The following is a 17,973-nucleotide window of genomic DNA, read 5'->3' as shown; positions in this document are numbered from 1 at the left end:
GCACACGAAGGCCAGAGCGGCGTTCCACGACCACACCGCGACCGGAAAGTTGAACGCCGAGATGACGCCGATGACACCCAGCGGATGCCACTGCTCCATCATCCGGTGCCCGGGACGTTCGGTCGCGATCGTCAGGCCGTGCAGCTGGCGCGACAGGCCCACCGCGAGATCACAGATGTCGATCATCTCCTGGACCTCGCCCAGGCCCTCCGACACGATCTTGCCGGCCTCGATCGAGACCAGCGCACCGAGATCGTCCTTGTGCTCTCGCAACAGCTCACCGAGCTCACGGACGAACTGTCCCCTGACCGGAGCCGGCACGCTGCGCCACTGCTCGAACGCGGCCTGTGCCCGGCCGATCATGTCAGCGGCTTCGTCGGCGGTGTGCGACCGCAACCGACCAAGCTCGCTCCCGTCGATCGGCGAGCGACTGACCAGGTCGCCGTCGGCGACGAACGGGTCGCCGACTCCGAGCCGGTCGAGGATCTCCTGCGTGCGATGTGCGACGTCTGCCATGTCAGACCTCTCCCTGCTCGGCGAAGTGGCGTCCTGCCTGGGTGGAGAACAGCTGCTCGAGCGTGATGTCCTCCTGCTTGATGAAGCCGCCCTGCGCGAGCACGCCGTCCGCGACGAGCTCGACGACGCTGACCGCGGAGGCGGCTGTGGTCCACGAGATGGCCCGCCAGACCCGGCCGGCGATCTCCAGCGGCTTGTAGGCGCGCACATGATTCTCCCGGAACGGGTGACCGTTCTTGCGACCCTCGACGGCAGCGTGGATGAACACGACGTCGTCGTTGACGGGAGGCTTCGCGTCGACCAGCATCCGGCCGACCAGCTCACGCTCGTTGCGCAGGTTGAGCTCGTCGAACAGGAAGTGCATCTGGTCGAAGTGTCCGGGATAGCGCAGTGTCTTGTAGTCGAGGCGGTGCACCTGGCCCTCGTACGTCTCACACATCGTGCCGAGTCCACCGGAGGTCAGCGCCGCCTCGAGCTCGATGCCGCCGATGAACACCCGCTCCTTCTCGGTCATCGCCGGCACCATCTGGCGGTTGCCCGAACGCAGCACCTCGCAGTCGTTGAGGTACTCGTTGACGACGCCCTCGGGCGACCAGTTGATGGCGTAGCCGAGCAGGCCCGTGGGGTTCTGCGGGAGTGCCCCGACCTTCAGCTCGATCGACCGGATCTCGTCGAAGGTCTTGGCGATCGAGGCGCCGATGATGCCGATGAGCCCCGGCGCGAGCCCGCACTGCGGAGCGAACGCAGCACCGCGATTGTGACCGGCGAGCTCGATGACCCGGTTGGTCGTCGGCACGTCCTCGGTGAGGTCGAAGTAGTGCGTGCCGGCTTCGGACGCGGCCTCGGCCACGTCGATGTTGAGGTGGTAGGGCAGGCATGACACCACCGCGTCGACGCCGCGCAACGACTCCCGCAGTGCCGCGGTGTCCTGCACGTCGAGCGGCTTGACCTCGAATCCGAGATCGTCGCGAGGAGTGGCGTCGTAGCCGACGACCTTGAACCCCGACTCGCCCAGCATGACGGCGACGAGCTCGCCTACCTTGCCCAGACCGAACACTGCGACCTGATTGATGATGCGGGCCACGAATCCTCCTCACGCCGCGGTGGATCGCACCACGGGACACGGTGCGCCGAGGGTGGTCGGCGTCACACCGAGGCTATCGCAAGATCGGCCGGTCACTGTACCGAGCGGTACAGTGACCGGCCGAAAATCTGTCGAGATCGCCGTCAGCTGGGAATCGTCTGAGCAGCGGCCCGGTTGGCCGCGGACACCACGGCACGCAGGGAGGCCGTCACGATGTTCTCGTGGATGCCGACTCCCCACACGGTCTCACCTGCCACGTTGCACTCGATGTAGGCCGCGGCCACGGCATCGCCGCCCGATGACAGCGCGTGCTCGGAGTAGTCCAGGAGCCGGATGTCGGCGCCGGCCTGGCGCAAGCTGTCGATGAACGCTGCGACCGGGCCGTTGCCCTCACCGTGGAACTCCTGCACCCGGCCCCGCACCTGCAGCTCGACCACCTGTTCGTCACCACCGTCCGCCGAGCTCACCGAGCTGTAGCTCTGCAGCGAGTACGGCGACTCGCGCTGGAGGTACTCGCGCTGGAACGCGGCCCAGATCGCGCTGGGCTCGATCTCACCGGCCTCGCCCTCGGTGAGTCCCTGCACGACCTGGCTGAACTCGATCTGCAGCCGGCGGGGCAGGTCGAGCTGGTGATCGTTCTTGAGGATGTACGCGACGCCACCCTTGCCGGACTGGCTGTTGACCCGGATGACGGCCTCGTAGGAGCGGCCCACATCTTTCGGATCGATGGGAAGGTACGGAACGGCCCACTGGACCTGTTCGACCGGTACGCCGTCGTGTTGCGCGCCCACCGTGAGCGCCTCGAGACCCTTCTTGATGGCGTCCTGGTGCGAGCCGCTGAACGCGGTGTAGACCAGGTCGCCGCCGTACGGATGCCGCTCGGGCACCGGCAGCTCGTTGCAGTACTCCACGGTGCGACGGACCTCGTCGATGTCACGAAAGTCGATCTGCGGGTCGATGCCCTGGCTGAACAGGTTGAGCCCCAAGGTCACCAGGCACACATTGCCGGTGCGCTCTCCGTTGCCGAAAAGACAACCCTCGATGCGGTCGGCGCCAGCCATGTAGCCCAGCTCCGCCGCGGCCACACCGGTCCCCCGGTCGTTGTGCGGGTGCAGTGACAGGACGATGCTGTCGCGACGCGGGAGATTGCGGTGCATCCACTCGATCGAGTCGGCATAGACGTTGGGGACGGCCATCTCGACTGTCGCCGGCAGGTTGATGATCAACGGCCAGTCCGGGGTCGGGTCGATCACATCGATGACCCGACTGCAGATCTCCAGCGCATAGTCCAGCTCTGTGCCGGTGTACGACTCAGGTGAGTACTCGTACGAGATCCGGGTGTCGGGCGTGTGGATCTCGGCGTACTTCATGCACAGCCGCGCACCCTGCGTCGCGATGTCGGTGATGCCGTCCTTGTCCAGGCCGAACACGACGCGTCGCTGCAGCGTCGACGTCGAGTTGTAGAAGTGCACAATGGCCTGCTTGGCGCCCACCAGCGACTCGAAGGTCCGGTCGATCAGGGGCTCGCGGCACTGCGTCAGCACCTGGATAACGACGTCGTCCGGGATCAGGTTGCTCTCGATGAGCTGGCGGACGAAGTCGAAGTCGGTCTGGCTCGCGCTCGGGAAGCCGACCTCGATCTCCTTGTAGCCCATGCGCACCAGCAGCTGGAACATCGCGAGCTTGCGGGCCGGGGTCATCGGATCGATGAGCGCCTGATTGCCGTCGCGCAGGTCGACTGCGCACCAACGAGGCGCTTGGGTGATGCTCTTGGAAGGCCAGGTGCGATCGGGCAGATCCACCGGAACGAACGGGGCGTAGCGCTGGTACGGCATGCCGCTGGCCTGCTGCGGCGTGGACACGTAGGGGTTCATCGGGCTTCCTCAGGGTTTGTCTGGCTGATGTGCGGCCGGTGCGTGACAAACTCCGCGCCGAGGGGTCCGACCTAGAGGACCTCGACGCGGCAGAGAAGGAGCAGGCTCTGGTTCCGCATGATGGTGCGTACTTTAGCAGCAGGAGCCATCACGAAGCTGCGGGTTCGCCGGAGGAGCCACTCACGTCGCAGGTGGCGACAGCGTGCGACCGGTGGCTGCCCAGCGAGCGCGGGAGCAGCCTCGCCCAAAAAGATTCACCTGCGGAGCCCCTGGAAGTTCGGGCGAAGCTCCCGGAGCACCGCACCGCCCGACCTCGGCGACTACGTTGGGACCATGGCTCGGCTGCTGATCGTCCACCACTCCCCCACTCCAGCCACCCGGCTCCTGACCGAGACGGTCGTCGCGGGCGCCTCCGACGCAGCCATCGAGGGAGTCGAGGTCGTCTCACGCCTCGCGCTCGACGTCCAGCTCGAGGATCTGCTCGGCGCCGACGGCTACCTCATCGGCACCTCGGCGAACTTCGGGTACATGAGCGGTGCGGTCAAGCACTTCTTTGACTCCTTCTTCCTGCAGCTGGGCGGGGCGCTGTCGGACGACGGGTCTGCCAGTCCCGGATCGGATGGGAAGAAGCCGTACGGGCTGTGGGTGCATGGTCGCTACGACACGACCGGCGCCGTCAGGTCGGTGCAGTCGATCGTCGGCGCTCTGCCATGGGTCCAGTCTGCGGCGGTCCTGGAGGTCATGGGCGATGTCGAGCAGTCGGATCTCGATGCAGCGTACGAGCTCGGCGGCACCGTGGCCGCGCTCCTGATGAGCTGACACCGTTCCGCCTTGCTCCGACGCTCGGTCTGCCCATGCTCAGCGCTTGTCGTGCGACCAGGCGAGCAGCCGGTCGACCGGCCAGGTAGTGACGATGCGGGAGGCAGGGACCCCATTGGCATCGGCACGCTCGGCGCCGTAATCGAGAAAGTCCAGCTGGCCCGGGGCGTGCGCGTCGGTGTTGATCGCGAAGGTGCAGTCGAGGTCCAGCGCGATCTGCAGCAACCGCCGCGGCGGGTCCTGCCGTTCAGGCCGAGAGTTGATCTCGACCGCCACGTCGAACTGTTGGCAGGCCGCGAACACGATCTCGGGGTCGAAGCTCGACTCGTCCCGCCGTCCGCGCGATCCCTCCACCAGTCGTCCCGTGCAGTGTCCGAGCACGTTGGTGTGCGGGTTGCTGATCGCGGTGACCATTCGTCGAGTCATCGCCTCACGACCCATCGAGAGCTTGGAGTGCACACTGGCGACGACGACGTCCAGACGTCCGAGCAGGTCGACGGACTGATCGAGGCGACCGTCGTCGAGGATGTCGACCTCGATGCCGCTCAGCAGCCTGAAGTCGTCATACCCGGCGTCGACTTCGGCGACGGCGTCGATCTGTTCGGCGAGCCGTTCCGCTGTCAGCCCGTTGGCCACCGTCAGTCTCGGCGAGTGATCGGTCAGCACCTGGTACTCACGACCCCGCCACACCGCGGCGCGGGCCATCTCCTGGATGGAGGAACCACCGTCGGACCAGTTCGAGTGGCTGTGCAGATCACCGCGGAGCTGGGCCCGCAACCCCGCCCCACCTGTCGCCAGAGGTGCCGCTCCGCGCTCGCGGAGATCAACGAGATAGTCAGGAACCTGGCCCCCGACCGCCTGAGCCACGACACCGAATGTACGATCGCCAATTCCCTTCAACCGCCTGAGCCGGCCATCTGTCACCGCAGCCGCCACCTGGTCAGGGTCAAGGCCCTCGATGGCAGTCGCCGCCTTCCGGAACGCCTCGACGCGGTACGTCGTGGCCCGCTCGCGCTCGAGCCAGAACGCAGTCTCCTTCAGCGCCTCCCGCGGATCCATTCTCGACTCCTCCTGCACCCACCCCGCTGGCCAATCCCGGACGCCGACCGTTGAGGCTGGCACACTGACCGGCACGAAACAAGATCATCACCACGGCGGAGGATGCGTCCCCCGCCGCTTGCAGTGAGGGGCGAATCCCGTGGGTGGCAGCTGTCGAGTGCACCGACATCGTAGGACGGGGAAGCGGCTGGTGCTCGCCGCCGTCGCCGGACTTCGCGCTGCCGGACCGGGTCTGCTGACGTGACCGGTCAGCCGGTGCGGGCGTGATCCGCCGCCGCGTCGTGGTGCGCGGGACGGTCCAGGGCGTCTTCTTCCGCGCCACCTGCCAGCAGGAGGCGCGGAGGTGCCACGTCAACGGCTGGGTCTCGAATCGCTCGGACGGCTCGGTCGAGGCCGTCTTCGAGGGCGCGCCGATCGCAGTCGAGTCCATGCTCGAGTGGGCGCATCATGGTCCCCCACGCGCCGTCGTCGAGAGCGTCGATGTGACCGACGAGGAGCCAACCGGAACCCTCGGATTCACCGCCAGGTGACGCGCATCAGATGATCAGGCGTCGCCGGCGCGGAAAGCGGCTCAGAACCCGAGCTTGCGCAGCTGCTTGGGGTCCCGCTGCCAGTCCTTGGCGACCTTGACGTGCAGGTCCAGAAACACGGGAGTGCCGAGGATCTTCTCAATCTGTGAGCGCGACTCGGTGCCGATCTCGCGCAGCCGGGCGCCCTGCTTGCCGATGATGATGCCCTTCTGGCTGTCGCGCTCGACGTAGACGTTGACCCGGACGTCGATCAGCGGCTTGTCAGCGGGTCGACCCTCACGTGGCACCATCTCGTCGATCACGACCGCGATGGAGTGCGGAAGCTCGTCGCGCACACCCTCCAGCGCCGCTTCACGGATGATCTCGGCGATCAGCGTCTCCTCCGGCTCGTCCGTCAGCTGTCCCTCGGGATACAGCGCCGGACCCGGCGGAAGGGTGTCGATCAGCAGACCAGCCAGCAGATCGACCTGCTCGTTGGCCACCGCGGACACCGGGATGATCTCCTGCCACTGGAGGCCAGCGTCGATGCCCGCCTGCTGGATCTGAAGCAGATGATCGCGCAGCTTCTCGGGTTTGACCAAGTCGGTCTTGGTCGCTATCGCGAACACCGGCTTGCGGCGGATCTGCGCGAGCTCGCGGATCAGGAACTTGTCGCCCTCGCCCACCGACTCGTTGGCCGGCAGACACATTCCGATCGTGTCCACCTCGGACCACGTCGAGCGGACCAGTGCGTTGAGTCGCTCGCCCAGGAGCGTGTGCGGCTTGTGCAGACCTGGGGTGTCGATCAGGATCAGCTGCGCATCCTCGCGGTTGACCAATCCACGGATCGCGTGGCGGGTCGTCTGCGGCTTGGACGAGGTGATCGCGATCTTGCCGCCCACGAGGGCGTTGGTCAGGGTGGACTTGCCGGCATTGGGGCGACCGACGAAGCAGGCGAACCCGGACCTGAACTCGCTCACGTCGTACCCACCCGGACGACATCACCGGTGGGGTCGGCGATGATGACGCTGATGCCGTGGCCGGCCAGATCACGCACCGCGGTGCCCCTGATGATCGGCTCAGGCTCTCGTTCTGCGACCAGAGCTGCGGCCTCGATGCTGGTGGCGCCGGAGGAGACCGCCATGGCCACGGCGAGGTCCAGGGCGTCAATCTTGACCGACGGCAGGTCGACCGTCGAGGCGGCGTATGTACGCCCGTCCTGGTCTCGCACGGCCGCTCCATGCCGCGCAGACGTCCGGGCGCGCGAGGTACGTGCCAGCGTCACGAGCTTGGCGTCCTCAGGACTGATGTCCATGATCTGGACCTTTCGATTGGTCAGCAGTGTGGTGATCGAGTCGGCTCACCAGGACGCGGCCGATTCGATTGCGCCGGCCGGACGGGCCCTCGGCCTCGAACCGTAGACCCTCGACCTCGACGACACTCCCCCGGATCGGGACCTTGCCCAGATGTTTGGCCATCAGCCCACCAACCGAGTCGACGTCTTCGTCGTCGATCGGAATGTCGAACAGATCCTCCAGGTCGTCGACCTCGAATCTGGAGCTGACTCGCCAGGAGCCGTCGGTGAGCTGCTCACTCGCCTCCGGCTCGGTGTCGTACTCGTCGGTGATCTCGCCGACGATCTCCTCCACGATGTCCTCGATCGTGACCATTCCGGCAGTACCGCCGAACTCGTCGACGACGATCGCGACGTGGGTGCGCTGCGCCTGCATCTCCTTGAGGAGATCGTCGGCGTGCTTGGTGTCAGGGATGAACAGGCATGGTCGCGCGATCGACTCGATGCGTTCAGTGGTCTCAGCCACGTGGTTGTCGAAGACTCGCTTGGTGATGTCCTTGAGGTACGCCATACCGATGACGTCGTCGAGATTCTCACCGACGATCGGCATTCGCGAGTAGCCGCTGCGCAGGGCCAGGGACATCGCCTGCCGCAGAGTCTTGTGACGCTCGACGAACACCAAGTCGGTGCGGGGAACCATGACCTCGCGCACGATCGTGTCGCCGAGCTCGAACACCGACTGCAGCATCCTGCCCTCGTCGGACTCGATGACCGAGCTTGCGGCGGCGAGGTCGACGAGCTCACGAACCTCGACCTCGGACGCGAACGGGCCCTCACGGAATCCCTTGCCCGGCGTCACGGCGTTGCCGAGCAGGATCAGCACGAGCGGGATCGGTCCGAGCAGCGTCGTCAGACCGATGACCGGCAGCGCCGAGGCGAGCGCGACCGACTCGGCGTGCTGCCGCCCGAGGGTGCGTGGTCCGACGCCGATCAGGACGAAGCTGACGACCACCATGATTCCGACCGCGATGCTGAACCGCGGCCAGAAACCACTGACGTGATCGGCCACGAAGAGTGCTACCAGCACGATGCTGGAGGTCTCGGCCAGCACGCGAATGAGCAGCACCGAGTTGAGATAGGGCGCCGGGTCCTCGAGGATCCGCGCCAGGCGCCCTGCGCCGCCTCGGCCCTCGTCCTCGAGCTCCTCGGCCCGGGCCTTGGAGAACGCCGAGATCGCCGCGTCCACGCTCGCCAGCGTGCCAGCGACGAGGGCAAGAAGCACCGACCCGATGATGGGAACCCAGCTCATCGTCGGCCCGTCACGGTTGCTCTGGGTCGTGGCCCTGGGCCAGCTGCTGCCACTCGAGCAGCAGCCGACCCTGCAGGCCGAACATCTCCTTGTGCTCCTCAGGCTCAGCGTGGTCGTACCCCAGGAGGTGGAGGATGCCGTGCACCGTCAGCAGATCGACCTCGTCCTGCGTGGCGTGGCCCGCGGCCGGCGCCTGCTGCTCGGCGACTTGGGGACACAGCGCGATGTCACCCAGGTAGCCCTCGGGGCTGTCGACGCCCACGCGCCCCGGCGTCAGCTCATCCATCGGAAACGACAGCACGTCGGTCGGCCCGGTCTTGCCCATCCACTGCTGGTTGAGCACCGCGATCGTGTCGGGATCGACCAGCCGCACCGTCAGCTCGGTCGCGGGATGCAGTCGCATCCGTCGCATCGTGAAGCGACACAGCCGGGTCAGGTCGACGACGTCGACGTCGACCCCGGACTCATTGAGTACGTCGACGTTCATGGGAATCTGCACCCGCCTCGAACTCGTCGTAGGCGGCGACGATGCGTCCGACCAGCTTGTGCCGGACGACGTCCGAGGCGGTCAGCCGGGAGAAGTGGATGTCGCGGACGTCGTCCAGGATGTCCTGCACGACCCGCAGCCCGCTCTTGGTGCTGGACGGCAGATCGACCTGGGTCACGTCACCCGTCACGACCACCTTCGACCCGAAGCCGAGCCGGGTCAGGAACATCTTCATCTGCTCCTGGGTCGTGTTCTGCGCCTCGTCGAGGATGATGAATGCGTCGTTGAGCGTGCGGCCGCGCATGTAGGCCAGCGGCGCGACCTCGATGACCCCGGACGCCAGCAGCTTGGGGATCGACTCGGGATCGATCATGTCGTGCAGCGCGTCGTACAGCGGGCGCAGATAGGGGTCGATCTTCTCGCCGAGCGTGCCGGGCAGGAAGCCGAGGCGCTCACCGGCCTCGACGGCAGGTCGCGTCAGGATGATCCGGGTGACCTCCTTGGCCTGCAGCGCCTGCACTGCCTTGGCCATCGCGAGGTACGTCTTGCCGGTGCCGGCAGGTCCGATCCCGAACACGATCGTGTGCTTGTCGATCGCATCGACGTAGCGCTTCTGGTTGACCGTCTTGGGGCGAATCGTCCTGCCGCGGTTGGAGAGGATGTTGAGGCTGAGAACCTCAGCCGGCTTCTCCTCTGTCTCGGTGCGCAGCATGGCGATGCTGCGCTCGACCGTCTCGCGGGTCAGGTGCTGTCCGGTGCGGACAATCGTGACGAGCTCGTCGAGGAGGCGCTCGACCATCGCGGCTTCGGCCGGCGAGCCGGCCACGGTGATGGTGTCACCCCGGGCATGGATGCGCGCTTCGAAGGAGTCTTCGATCAGCCGAAGGAACTCGTCGGCCGGACCCAGCAGGGCTACTGCCGGAACGCTCGACGGGATCGAGAACGCGTGAGTAGGCGTGGTGTCGTCAGTCATGTGGTCCCAATCGTACGCAATCGCCGTCACGACACGCCAGTTCGGCAGTCAGCACCAGTCGCCGCCTCCCGGGCCGCGCGAGGCTGTTGATCAAACGGGGGGCCAGCCGAGCGCACGCCCGGCCAGGACGTGCGCATGGCAGTGGAACACGGTCTGATGCGCTTCGGCGCCCGTGTTGAACACCAGCCGGTAGGACCCTTCTGCGTGGGCCTCGGCAATCTTCCTGGCCTCGGCGAGCAGGGCGATCGTCGCTTCGGCGTCGACGGCCGCGAGACTGCCGATGTCCGGCTCGTGCCTGCGAGGGATCACCAGGACGTGGGTCGGGGCCTGCGGGTCCACGTCACGGAACGCGACGGTGTGTGGGGTCTGGGACACGATCTCTGCGGGAATCTCGCCAGTGACGATCTTGCAGAACAGGCAGTCCGGGTCGGCTGTCGAGCTCACTTGAACGCATCCTTGAGCTTGCCGAAGACACCCCTGTTGTTGCTGGCGATCAGCGCCTCGGGACGCTCCTCGTCACGCAGCTGCGCGAGCTGCTCGAGCAGGGCGCGCTGCTCCTCGTCGAGGCGCTCCGGTGTCTCGACGACGACCTGCACCTTGAGATCACCCCGGCCGGGACCACGCAGGCGGGGAACGCCGTGCCCCTTGATGGTGAGGGTGTCGCCGGACTGCGTGCCGGGCGTGACATCCAGCTCGACCTGGGTCGCACCGTCCGGCTCGGGCATGTCGGCCTCGAGGGTCGGCAGATCCAGGTGCGTGCCAAGAGCCGCTGCGGTCATCGGCAAGGTGATCTGACAGAACAGCTGATCGCCCTTGCGCTGGAACACGGGGTGCCGGGCCACATTGATCTCGAGGTAGAGATCACCGGCAGGTCCGCCGCCGGGGCCGACCTCACCTTCGCCGGTCAGCTGGATGCGGGTGCCCTGGTCGACGCCAGCGGGGATCGTGACCGAGATCGTGCGTCGCGAACGCACCCGGCCTTCGCCTGCGCACTCCGGGCACGGATCAGGGATCACCGAGCCGAAACCGTGGCACGTCGGGCACGGCCGGGACGTACGGATGTCACCCAGCAGCGATCGCTGGACGTGCTGCACGTCGCCGTGGCCGTGGCAGGTGCGGCAGGTCACGGGTTCTGAGCCGTTGGCTGCACCGCTGCCTTCGCACGTGGTGCAGGTGACGGCGGTGTCGACCTTGATCTCATGGGTCGCACCGAAAGCAGCTTCAGCGAGGTCGACCTCGAGCCGCAGCAGGGCATCCTGCCCTCGCTGCGAGCGGGATCGTGGACCTCGTCCGGCGTTCTGCCCGAAGAACGCGTCCATGATGTCGTCGAAGTTGAAGCCCTGGCCGCCGAAGCCGCCGCCTCCTCCCCCGTTGCTCAGCGGGTCGCCACCGCGATCGTAGGTCGAACGCTTCTGCGGATCCGAGAGCACCTCGTAGGCGAGCGTCACCTCCTTGAAGCGATCGGACGCGTCCGCCGCCTCGTTGACGTCCGGGTGCAGCTGGCGGGCGAGCTTGCGATATGCCTTCTTGATCTCGTCCGCGCCAGCATCGCGCTCGACGCCGAGTGTTGCGTAGAAGTCCTGTGCCATGAGTCCTAGGTGTCCTTGATCAGGTCGAAAAGGGGGTCAGTTGTCGGCCAGCATGCGGCCGACGTAACGGGCGACGGCGCCGACGGCAGCCATCGTGGCTGGATAGTCCATCCGGGTCGGGCCCACCGTCCCGAGTGTCGCAAGAGCCTGGTCATCCAGTCCGTACGCGGTGGAGACGACGGCCGTGCTGGCGAGGCTCTCGTGACCGGTCTCGCTGCCGATGCGGACCGTGAGCCCACCGGTCGCTTCTCCCAACAGCTTGAGCAGCACCACCTGCTCCTCGATCGCCTCGAGCACCGGCTTGATCGCGGTGTCGAAATCGCTGCCGAAGCGGGCGAGGTTGGCCGTGCCACCCACCGCGATGCGCTCGTCGGAGCGCTCGTTGGAGAAGGTCTGCGTCAGGGTCGTGACGATCGCGGTGACGATGGGCCGGTCGTTCATCTCGAAGGTCTGGATCAGGTCAGCCAGCCGGAGCGAGGCCTCCGGGAGGCGTTGACCAACCGTGGCCTGGGTGATGCGGGATCGCAGGTCGCTGATCAGGTGCTCGCCGGGAGTCGTGACCAGCTCGATGATGCGCTGCTCGACCCGGCCGCTGCTGGTGATGACGACCAGCAGGACCCGGGCGCCCTCGAGCGCCACGATCTCGATGTGTCGGACCGTCGAGCGGGTGAGGGAGGGGTACTGGACGATCGCCACCTGGTTGGTGAGCTGCGCCAGGACCCGCACGGACCGCTGGACGACGTCGTCGACGTCCACCGCACCGGTCAGGAACGTCTCGATGGCCCGGCGCTCGGCCGGCGACAGGGCCTTGACCGACGCGAGCCGGTCGACGAACATCCGGTACCCCTTGTCCGTCGGGATGCGACCGGCGCTGGTGTGCGGCTGGGTGAGGTAGCCCTCGTCCTCGAGCGCCGCCATGTCGTTGCGGATCGTGGCCGGCGAGACGCCGAGCTGGTGACGGTCCAGCAGAGAGCGGGAACCCACCGGCTCCTGGGTCGCGACGTAGTCCTCGACGATCGCCCGGAGGACGTCAAGTCGGCGGTCATCAGACATCGCTTCCCCTTCCGCGCGTCGTGCTGGCACTCTCATCGGTCAAGTGCCAGTCTAGCGAGGTGGGAGCAATCACGGAGGGCGCCAACGGGGCGATCGCCGTCGCAGGCGACGAGACATCGCTCACCTTCACCCCGTACCAGGTACGCCTCGCGGATGGGACGACGATTGCCCACGAGACGCGTGGCGGAAACATGTCCGCCGTGTGGGCGGTCGACCTGGGCGGTGGCTGGTTCGCCGAGATCGCACATCTCGGCGACGGGCCGAACGGCGGGGAGCTCGTCATGACCGTCACCCATATCGACCAGGAGCGGACCCGTCGATGGGTCACGATCGGCGCTTTGTGGGCCGATGAGCTGCCGCCACACGTGGGTCCGAGCTGGCCGGTCGCGGTCGACCTCGCGCTCGGGCTCATGGAGGGCACGCCAGACATCCTCCCGGCGAGCGTCACCAAGGACGACGTCGAGGCCCTCCACCAACGACTTCTCGGGGCGCTGCATGGTTGACCGCTACGGCTCCGACGTCCTGTCCGGGGACTGGAAGAAGCCCCCGCGCGGGCGCACCGTCGATGTCGTCGTCGAGCACGGGATGGTCGTCGAGGACGCCACCACCGGCTTCTGCGGCGAGATCATGGTGATCGAGAAGGACCTCGGCATGATGATCCTGGAGGACCGTCGCCTGGTCCGCCGGTCATTTCCCTTCGGCCCCGGTTTCCTGCTCGACGGCAAGCCCGTCCACCTCCGGCCCCCGTCGGCCGGGACCAAGGCCACGTCCGGACGCACGGCGTCGGGTTCTCGCACCGTCGCAGGCGCCAGAGCGCGAGTCGCTCTGCCCAGCCGCATCTATGTCGAGGGACGTCACGATGCGGAGCTGGTCGAGAAGGTGTGGGGCGATGACCTGCGGATCGAGGGCGTCGCGGTCGAGTACCTCGGCGGCATCGACGACCTTGCTGCGGTCGTCGCAGAGTTCGCACCGACGGCCGATCGCAGGCTGGGCGTGCTGGTGGACCACCTCGTGCCGGGGTCCAAGGAGACCCGCATCGCCCAGCAGATCTCCTCGCGGGCGCACGTCCTGGTCGTTGGCCATCCGTACGTCGACGTCTGGCAGTCGGTCAAGCCCGATCGGTTGGGCATGTCCACATGGCCAGTCATCCCGCGCGGTACCGAATGGAAGCACGGCATCTGCGAGGCGTTGGGCTGGCCGCACCGCGATCAGGCCGACATCGCCAGAGCCTGGAAACACATCCTGAGCCGGGTCGACTCCTACACCGACCTCGAGCCGGAGCTGTTGGGCCGCGTCGAGGAGCTCATCGATTTCGTGACGGCTTCCGCCTAGCCCTGCTCGACCAGATCACGCACGACCGCATCGGCCAGCAGCCGGCCCGAGCGGGTCAGCACCAGTCGGTCGTCCGCGACGTCGGCCAGTCCACGGGCCACGACCCCGGGGACCGCGGCGCGGGCCGTCGTTCCCAACGAGTCGAGCCTCAGACCCGAGCGAAGGCGGGTCTCGAGCATGATCTGCTCGACGCGCGCGGTCGCGGCGTCGATCGTTTCACCGTCGTGTCGCGGCGATTCGCCGGCCGTGAGCCGCTGCGCATAGGCCGCGGGGTGCTTGACGTTCCACCAGCGTTCGCCGTTCACGTGGGAATGCGCACCCGGTCCGATCCCCCACCAATCGGCGCTGCGCCAGTAGAGCACGTTGTGCCGACACTGGGCCGCCTCGTCGCGAGCCCAGTTGGACAGCTCGTACCAGTCCAGACCGGCGCCTGAGAACAGCTCGTCGGCAAGGACATACTTGTCGGCGGTCTCGTCGTCGTCCGGCATCAGCACCTCGCCTCGCCGAACCTTGCGGGCGAATGCCGTGCCGTCCTCGACGATCAGCGCATACGCGCTGATGTGGTCGGGCTCGAGCGCGATGGCCTGCTCGACGCTGGCTCGCCAGTCGGTCATCGACTCCCCCGGCGTGCCATAGATCAGGTCGACGCTGAGCTGCTCGAACCCTGCTTCGCGCGCCCAGCGGACCGCCTGTGGAACGCCGGCGGGGTCGTGCGTGCGGTCCAATGTCGCCAGCACGTGGGGTACGGCCGACTGGACCCCAAACGAGATTCGGGTGAACCCGCCCTCCCGCAGGGTCGCGAGCGACTCCGGCGTGACGCTGTCGGGATTGGCCTCCGTGGTGACCTCGACATCCTCGGCCAACCCAAAGGTGCGGCGGACCCTGTGCAGCACCCGGACGAGATCATCCGATGGCAGCTGAGTCGGGGTGCCACCACCGAAGAACACCGTCTGGACAGGCGGGGCGTCCGGCAGCGAACGACCGGCCTGCTCGATCTCGAGGATCGCGGTGTCGGCGTAGGAGGCACGCGTCGCACCCTCCCCCAGCTCGTCCGCGGTATAGGTGTTGAAATCGCAATAGCCGCAGCGAACCGAGCAGAACGGCACGTGCACGTAGATGCCGAAGGCTCGCTCCCCCGACTGGGAGAGCGAGCCTTCGGTCGAGTTCACTCGCTAAGCGTAGAAGCCGTCGAGAATCGCCTTGTTGTTGGCTTCGACGACATTGCGCTTGACCTTCATGCTCGGGGTGATCTCGCCGGACTCGATTGACAGGTCGTGGTCGAGGATCGCGAACTTCTTGATCGTCTCCCAGCGGTTGATCTTGGTGTTCAGCTCGTCGATCTGCGCCTGGATGACGTCATGCATCTCCGGCGAGCTGACGATCTCGGCATACGACTTGCCGGCCATCTCGTGACCAGCGGCCCACTCGGACACCGCATCGGGATCGAGGGTGATCAATGCGGAGCAGAAGTTGCGCTCGTTGCCGTGCACCACGATCTGGCTCGTCAGGGCGCTGATGCCCTTGAATGTGCCCTCGATGTGTGGCGGAGCCACATACTTGCCGCCGGAGGTCTTGAACAGCTCCTTCTTGCGTCCCGTGATGTACAGGAAGCCGTCGTCATCCATGCGGCCCTCGTCGCCGGTGTGGAGCCAGCCCTCCGCGGTCAGCGTCGAGGCGCTCTCCGAGTCCAGGTTGTGATAACCGCGCATGACGTGCGGGCCCTTGATGAGGATCTCGCCGTCCTCCGCGATCTTCGCCTCGCTGCCGGGGAATGCCATCCCGACCGATCCCAGCTTGAAGTTGTCGGGCTGGTTGACGAAGGCGCCGGCCGAGTTCTCGGTCAGGCCATAGCCCTCCAGGATCAGGACGCCGGAAGCGTGGAACCATTCGGCGATGTCCGGTGACAGCGCTGCAGCACCGGAGATGAAGAAGCGGACCCGACCGCCGAAGCGCTCCCGCACCTTGGAGAACACCAGCTTGTCGGCAACGGCGAACTTCGCCTTGAGGACCGGCGAGACGCTCTTGCCCGCACGTACCGCGCGGGAGTGCTCCAGGCCGACGCCCTCAGCCCACTTGAAGATCTTCAGCTTGGCGCCACCCTCGGCCTCGGTCATGCCGACGATGCGTCCGTAAGCCTTCTCGAAGATGCGCGGTGCAGCGCCCATGAACGTCGGCTTGACGATTGCGAGGTTGTCGACGATGCGCGGCACGCGGCCGTCGATCGCCGTGGCGAAACCGATCGCCAGCTGGGTCGACAGCAGCACCTTGCCGAACGAGTGAGCCATCGGCAGCCAGAGGAACTGCAGGTCGTCCTCGCTCAGGATGTCGGCGGCGACCATGACGGCGCCCTCATAGACCCAACCGTCGTGCGCCAGGCGAACGCCCTTGGGGCGACCGGTCGTCCCGGAGGTGTAGATCAGCGTTGCGAGCGAGTCCTTGGTCGTCGCGGCGACCCGCTCGGTGATGGCGCTGGGGTGCTCGGCCAGGTAGTCGGCGCCAAGCTTTTCCAGATCGTCGAAGCTGATGACCCAGTCGCCGTCGCCGCTGCCGTCGAAGACGACGACCTTGACGATCGACGGGAGCTCGGAGTGCTTCTCCCGCAGCTTGGCGACCTGCTCGTCATCCTCGGCGAACACGATACGGCTGTCCGAGTCGGCCAGGATGTAGGCGACGTCGCCGGCCATCGTCGTGGGGTAGACCGTGGTGGTCGCGCCACCGGCGGCCATGATGGCGAGGTCGGACAGGATCCACTCCAGGCGCGTGCCCGATGCGATCGCCACCCGCTCCTCGGCCTGGATCCCCAAGGAGACCAGACCAGCGGCCAGGTGGGTGACGCGCGTCCCGGTCTCATCCCAGGTCAGCGACTGCCAGACCTCCTTCTCATCGGGATAGCGGAAGGCCTCGCGAGGGCCGCTCTGCTTGACCCGGTCGAAGAAGAGGGCGGAGACGCTGGGCGCGCGATTCTCGATCACAGCGAGCTGTTCGGGAGTGGCGACTGGAGCTGGCATTCGGTGGTCCTTCACGTACGTACTGGGGGAATGTGTTGCCGGTCACCCTAACCTACCTCGCAGTAGGCTCACCGATTCGTTGCTTGGCGCACCGAGTCGGTCGTTCCGCCGCGCGTTGCGGTGAGGATCTCCCACGGCGATACCCTGCACGCATGGACCTAGGTGGTGTGCTCGGTCGCGCTCTCGCGGGTCAGGCCTCGGAGCTCCCCGGGGACTCCACCGCAACGCGCATCCTCGACGCAGCCGTGACGGAGAGCGCAGCCCGCGGAATCGGCGCCCTGACGATCGACGGCGTCGCGCGACGAGCAGGCGTCAACCGGGTCACGGTCTATCGCCGATTCGGCGACCGCGACTCGATGCTTCAGGCGATGACGTTGCGCGAAGGGACTCGGATGGCCGAGGGCATCCTGCTGGCGATCGCCGGCGTCGAGGACTCGGCCGACCAGCTCGTCGAGGGATTCGTCGCGGCGCTGCGCCTCGCCGAAGCCCATCCCGTGATCCGGCGGACGGCGGCGTTCGAGCCGCAGGACCTCATTGCGGCCGGCCTGGCCGACGGAGCTGCCCTGCTGGCCCTCGGCAGCACGTTCGTCGCCGCGGGTGTACGACGGGCGCAGGCCGATGGCGTCGGCGCGCACCTCCACGCGGATCAGGTCGGCGAGACGATGGCCAGGCTGTTTGCCTCATTCATCCTGCTGCCGGCCCAGCACGCGATCGACGTGCGATCGGCCGACGGCGCACGAGCGTACGCGCGGCGGACGTTGGTGCCTCTCCTGCTCGGCCCATCCGGGATCCGCGATCACACCAGCTCTTGACCAGATGCAACATGTCAGCCACAGTTTGTTGCATGACGTACCCGGTGTCTCCGCATGCTGACTACGGCATCTTCGGCCCGGGCTCGGTCACGTGGAAGGTTTACCGCTTCCCCACGTCCGTGACAGTCGGATTCCAGCGCACGGCGCTGACCGAGATGCTGGATCCCTTCGTGGTGGCATCGGTCGACGACTCCGGCTCCCTTCGCGATCGTCCGTCTCTGCGCTTCGACCGAACGCTGCAGTACACCGGCACCC

General features: G+C 66.9%; 20 protein-coding genes. 6 read left to right on the top strand and 14 right to left on the bottom strand.

The features are described from left to right. The 3 genes from WB461_RS09060 to leuA form a co-directional block, all read right to left on the bottom strand. Positions 1-516, bottom strand: a 516-nt coding sequence (locus WB461_RS09060) for an aldehyde dehydrogenase family protein (protein WP_423852409.1), incomplete at its 3' end; no start/stop codon positions are given. Position 517: 1 nt separating this feature from the next. Continuing rightward, a complete protein-coding gene (locus WB461_RS09055) occupies positions 518-1,600 on the bottom strand; it encodes a saccharopine dehydrogenase C-terminal domain-containing protein (protein ID WP_423852408.1) in 1,083 nt (360 codons plus the stop codon). A gap of 143 nt (positions 1,601-1,743) precedes the next feature. Further along, entirely contained in the window at positions 1,744-3,474 is a 1,731-nt protein-coding gene (leuA, locus tag WB461_RS09050; RefSeq protein WP_423852407.1) for a 2-isopropylmalate synthase, read from the bottom strand. Positions 3,475-3,807: 333 nt separating this feature from the next. Between leuA and WB461_RS09045 the strand changes: the two genes are divergently transcribed. After that, positions 3,808-4,293 carry a flavodoxin family protein gene (locus WB461_RS09045; RefSeq protein ID WP_423852406.1) on the top strand — a complete coding sequence of 162 codons (486 nt, stop codon included), beginning with the start codon at positions 3,808-3,810 and terminating at the stop codon, positions 4,291-4,293. 39 nt (positions 4,294-4,332) lie between these two features. On the opposite strand, the gene WB461_RS09040 is transcribed toward WB461_RS09045, so the two are convergent. Continuing rightward, the gene (locus WB461_RS09040) at positions 4,333-5,352 is read right to left on the bottom strand and encodes a PHP domain-containing protein (protein ID WP_423852405.1); all 1,020 of its coding nucleotides are present in this window, start codon (positions 5,350-5,352) and stop codon (positions 4,333-4,335) included. Positions 5,353-5,615: 263 nt separating this feature from the next. On the opposite strand from WB461_RS09040, the gene WB461_RS09035 reads away from it, so the two are divergent. After that, on the top strand, positions 5,616-5,882 hold the full coding sequence (locus WB461_RS09035; protein WP_423852404.1) for an acylphosphatase: 267 nt from the start codon (positions 5,616-5,618) through the stop codon (positions 5,880-5,882). A gap of 41 nt (positions 5,883-5,923) precedes the next feature. Here WB461_RS09035 and era read toward each other — a convergent pair whose 3' ends face one another. The 8 genes from era to hrcA all read right to left on the bottom strand — a co-directional run bounded on the left by era (position 5,924) and on the right by hrcA (position 12,566). Further along, entirely contained in the window at positions 5,924-6,841 is a 918-nt protein-coding gene (gene era, locus WB461_RS09030; protein WP_423852403.1) for a GTPase Era, read from the bottom strand. Continuing rightward, on the bottom strand, positions 6,838-7,176 hold the full coding sequence (locus WB461_RS09025; protein WP_423852402.1) for a cytidine deaminase: 339 nt from the start codon (positions 7,174-7,176) through the stop codon (positions 6,838-6,840). The genes era and WB461_RS09025 overlap by 4 nt, the downstream gene beginning before the upstream one ends. After that, a complete protein-coding gene (locus tag WB461_RS09020; protein WP_423852401.1) occupies positions 7,160-8,464 on the bottom strand; it encodes a hemolysin family protein in 1,305 nt (434 codons plus the stop codon). Before WB461_RS09020 ends, WB461_RS09025 begins: the two co-directional genes overlap by 17 nt. A 10-nt stretch (positions 8,465-8,474) precedes the next feature. After that, the gene (gene ybeY, locus WB461_RS09015) at positions 8,475-8,951 is read right to left on the bottom strand and encodes an rRNA maturation RNase YbeY (RefSeq protein WP_423852400.1); all 477 of its coding nucleotides are present in this window, start codon (positions 8,949-8,951) and stop codon (positions 8,475-8,477) included. Continuing rightward, positions 8,929-9,924 (bottom strand): PhoH family protein, encoded by a 996-nt coding sequence (locus WB461_RS09010; RefSeq protein WP_423852399.1) that lies wholly within the window; start codon positions 9,922-9,924, stop codon positions 8,929-8,931. Before WB461_RS09010 ends, ybeY begins: the two co-directional genes overlap by 23 nt. A gap of 90 nt (positions 9,925-10,014) precedes the next feature. Next, the gene (locus WB461_RS09005; RefSeq protein ID WP_423852398.1) at positions 10,015-10,368 is read right to left on the bottom strand and encodes an HIT domain-containing protein; all 354 of its coding nucleotides are present in this window, start codon (positions 10,366-10,368) and stop codon (positions 10,015-10,017) included. Further along, positions 10,365-11,513, bottom strand: coding sequence for a molecular chaperone DnaJ (gene dnaJ / locus WB461_RS09000; RefSeq protein ID WP_423852397.1), 1,149 nt, complete (start codon positions 11,511-11,513; stop codon positions 10,365-10,367). Before dnaJ ends, WB461_RS09005 begins: the two co-directional genes overlap by 4 nt. Before the next feature lie 36 nt (positions 11,514-11,549). Continuing rightward, positions 11,550-12,566 (bottom strand): heat-inducible transcriptional repressor HrcA, encoded by a 1,017-nt coding sequence (hrcA, locus tag WB461_RS08995; RefSeq protein ID WP_423852396.1) that lies wholly within the window; start codon positions 12,564-12,566, stop codon positions 11,550-11,552. A gap of 59 nt (positions 12,567-12,625) precedes the next feature. Here hrcA and WB461_RS08990 point away from each other — a divergent pair, with 59 nt between their 5' ends. Continuing rightward, the gene (locus WB461_RS08990; RefSeq protein ID WP_423852395.1) at positions 12,626-13,069 is read left to right on the top strand and encodes a hypothetical protein; all 444 of its coding nucleotides are present in this window, start codon (positions 12,626-12,628) and stop codon (positions 13,067-13,069) included. Further along, positions 13,062-13,898: a DUF3097 domain-containing protein gene (locus WB461_RS08985; protein WP_423852394.1), complete on the top strand. Its 837-nt coding sequence runs from the start codon at positions 13,062-13,064 to the stop codon at positions 13,896-13,898. The genes WB461_RS08990 and WB461_RS08985 overlap by 8 nt, the downstream gene beginning before the upstream one ends. Here the strand turns inward: WB461_RS08985 and hemW are convergent. Then, positions 13,895-15,067: a radical SAM family heme chaperone HemW gene (gene hemW, locus WB461_RS08980; RefSeq protein ID WP_423852393.1), complete on the bottom strand. Its 1,173-nt coding sequence runs from the start codon at positions 15,065-15,067 to the stop codon at positions 13,895-13,897. The two genes, WB461_RS08985 and hemW, sit on opposite strands and share 4 nt — an antisense overlap. Before the next feature lie 3 nt (positions 15,068-15,070). Continuing rightward, positions 15,071-16,906: an AMP-dependent synthetase/ligase gene (locus tag WB461_RS08975; protein ID WP_423852392.1), complete on the bottom strand. Its 1,836-nt coding sequence runs from the start codon at positions 16,904-16,906 to the stop codon at positions 15,071-15,073. Positions 16,907-17,058: 152 nt separating this feature from the next. Here WB461_RS08975 and WB461_RS08970 point away from each other — a divergent pair, with 152 nt between their 5' ends. Together WB461_RS08970 and WB461_RS08965 are read left to right on the top strand one after the other, a co-directional pair. After that, positions 17,059-17,718 carry a TetR/AcrR family transcriptional regulator gene (locus tag WB461_RS08970; protein ID WP_423852391.1) on the top strand — a complete coding sequence of 220 codons (660 nt, stop codon included), beginning with the start codon at positions 17,059-17,061 and terminating at the stop codon, positions 17,716-17,718. A gap of 32 nt (positions 17,719-17,750) precedes the next feature. Further along, a partial coding sequence (locus WB461_RS08965) for an oxygenase MpaB family protein (RefSeq protein ID WP_423852390.1) occupies positions 17,751-17,973 on the top strand: 223 nt, incomplete at its 3' end.

It is taken from the genome of Aeromicrobium sp. (assembly GCF_049587115.1).
Taxonomy (GTDB): Bacteria; Actinomycetota; Actinomycetes; order Propionibacteriales; family Nocardioidaceae; genus Aeromicrobium.
The sequence above is the reverse complement of the archived record's forward strand: the minus strand, read 5'-3'. Positions and strand labels throughout refer to the sequence as shown.

Excerpts from the sequence above, each read along its gene's own strand:
- leuA (WP_423852407.1), bottom strand. The coding sequence starts at position 3,474 with ATGAACCCCTACGTGTCCACGCCGCAGCAGGCCAGCGGCATGCCGTAC.
- WB461_RS09045 (WP_423852406.1), top strand. The coding sequence starts at position 3,808 with ATGGCTCGGCTGCTGATCGTCCACCACTCCCCCACTCCAGCCACCCGG.
- WB461_RS09040 (WP_423852405.1), bottom strand. The coding sequence starts at position 5,352 with ATGGATCCGCGGGAGGCGCTGAAGGAGACTGCGTTCTGGCTCGAGCGC.
- WB461_RS09025 (WP_423852402.1), bottom strand. The coding sequence starts at position 7,176 with ATGGACATCAGTCCTGAGGACGCCAAGCTCGTGACGCTGGCACGTACC.
- WB461_RS09020 (WP_423852401.1), bottom strand. The coding sequence starts at position 8,464 with ATGAGCTGGGTTCCCATCATCGGGTCGGTGCTTCTTGCCCTCGTCGCT.
- ybeY (WP_423852400.1), bottom strand. The coding sequence starts at position 8,951 with ATGAACGTCGACGTACTCAATGAGTCCGGGGTCGACGTCGACGTCGTC.
- WB461_RS09010 (WP_423852399.1), bottom strand. The coding sequence starts at position 9,924 with ATGACTGACGACACCACGCCTACTCACGCGTTCTCGATCCCGTCGAGC.
- dnaJ (WP_423852397.1), bottom strand. The coding sequence starts at position 11,513 with ATGGCACAGGACTTCTACGCAACACTCGGCGTCGAGCGCGATGCTGGC.
- hrcA (WP_423852396.1), bottom strand. The coding sequence starts at position 12,566 with ATGTCTGATGACCGCCGACTTGACGTCCTCCGGGCGATCGTCGAGGAC.
- WB461_RS08985 (WP_423852394.1), top strand. The coding sequence starts at position 13,062 with ATGGTTGACCGCTACGGCTCCGACGTCCTGTCCGGGGACTGGAAGAAG.
- WB461_RS08975 (WP_423852392.1), bottom strand. The coding sequence starts at position 16,906 with ATGCCAGCTCCAGTCGCCACTCCCGAACAGCTCGCTGTGATCGAGAAT.
- WB461_RS08970 (WP_423852391.1), top strand. The coding sequence starts at position 17,059 with ATGGACCTAGGTGGTGTGCTCGGTCGCGCTCTCGCGGGTCAGGCCTCG.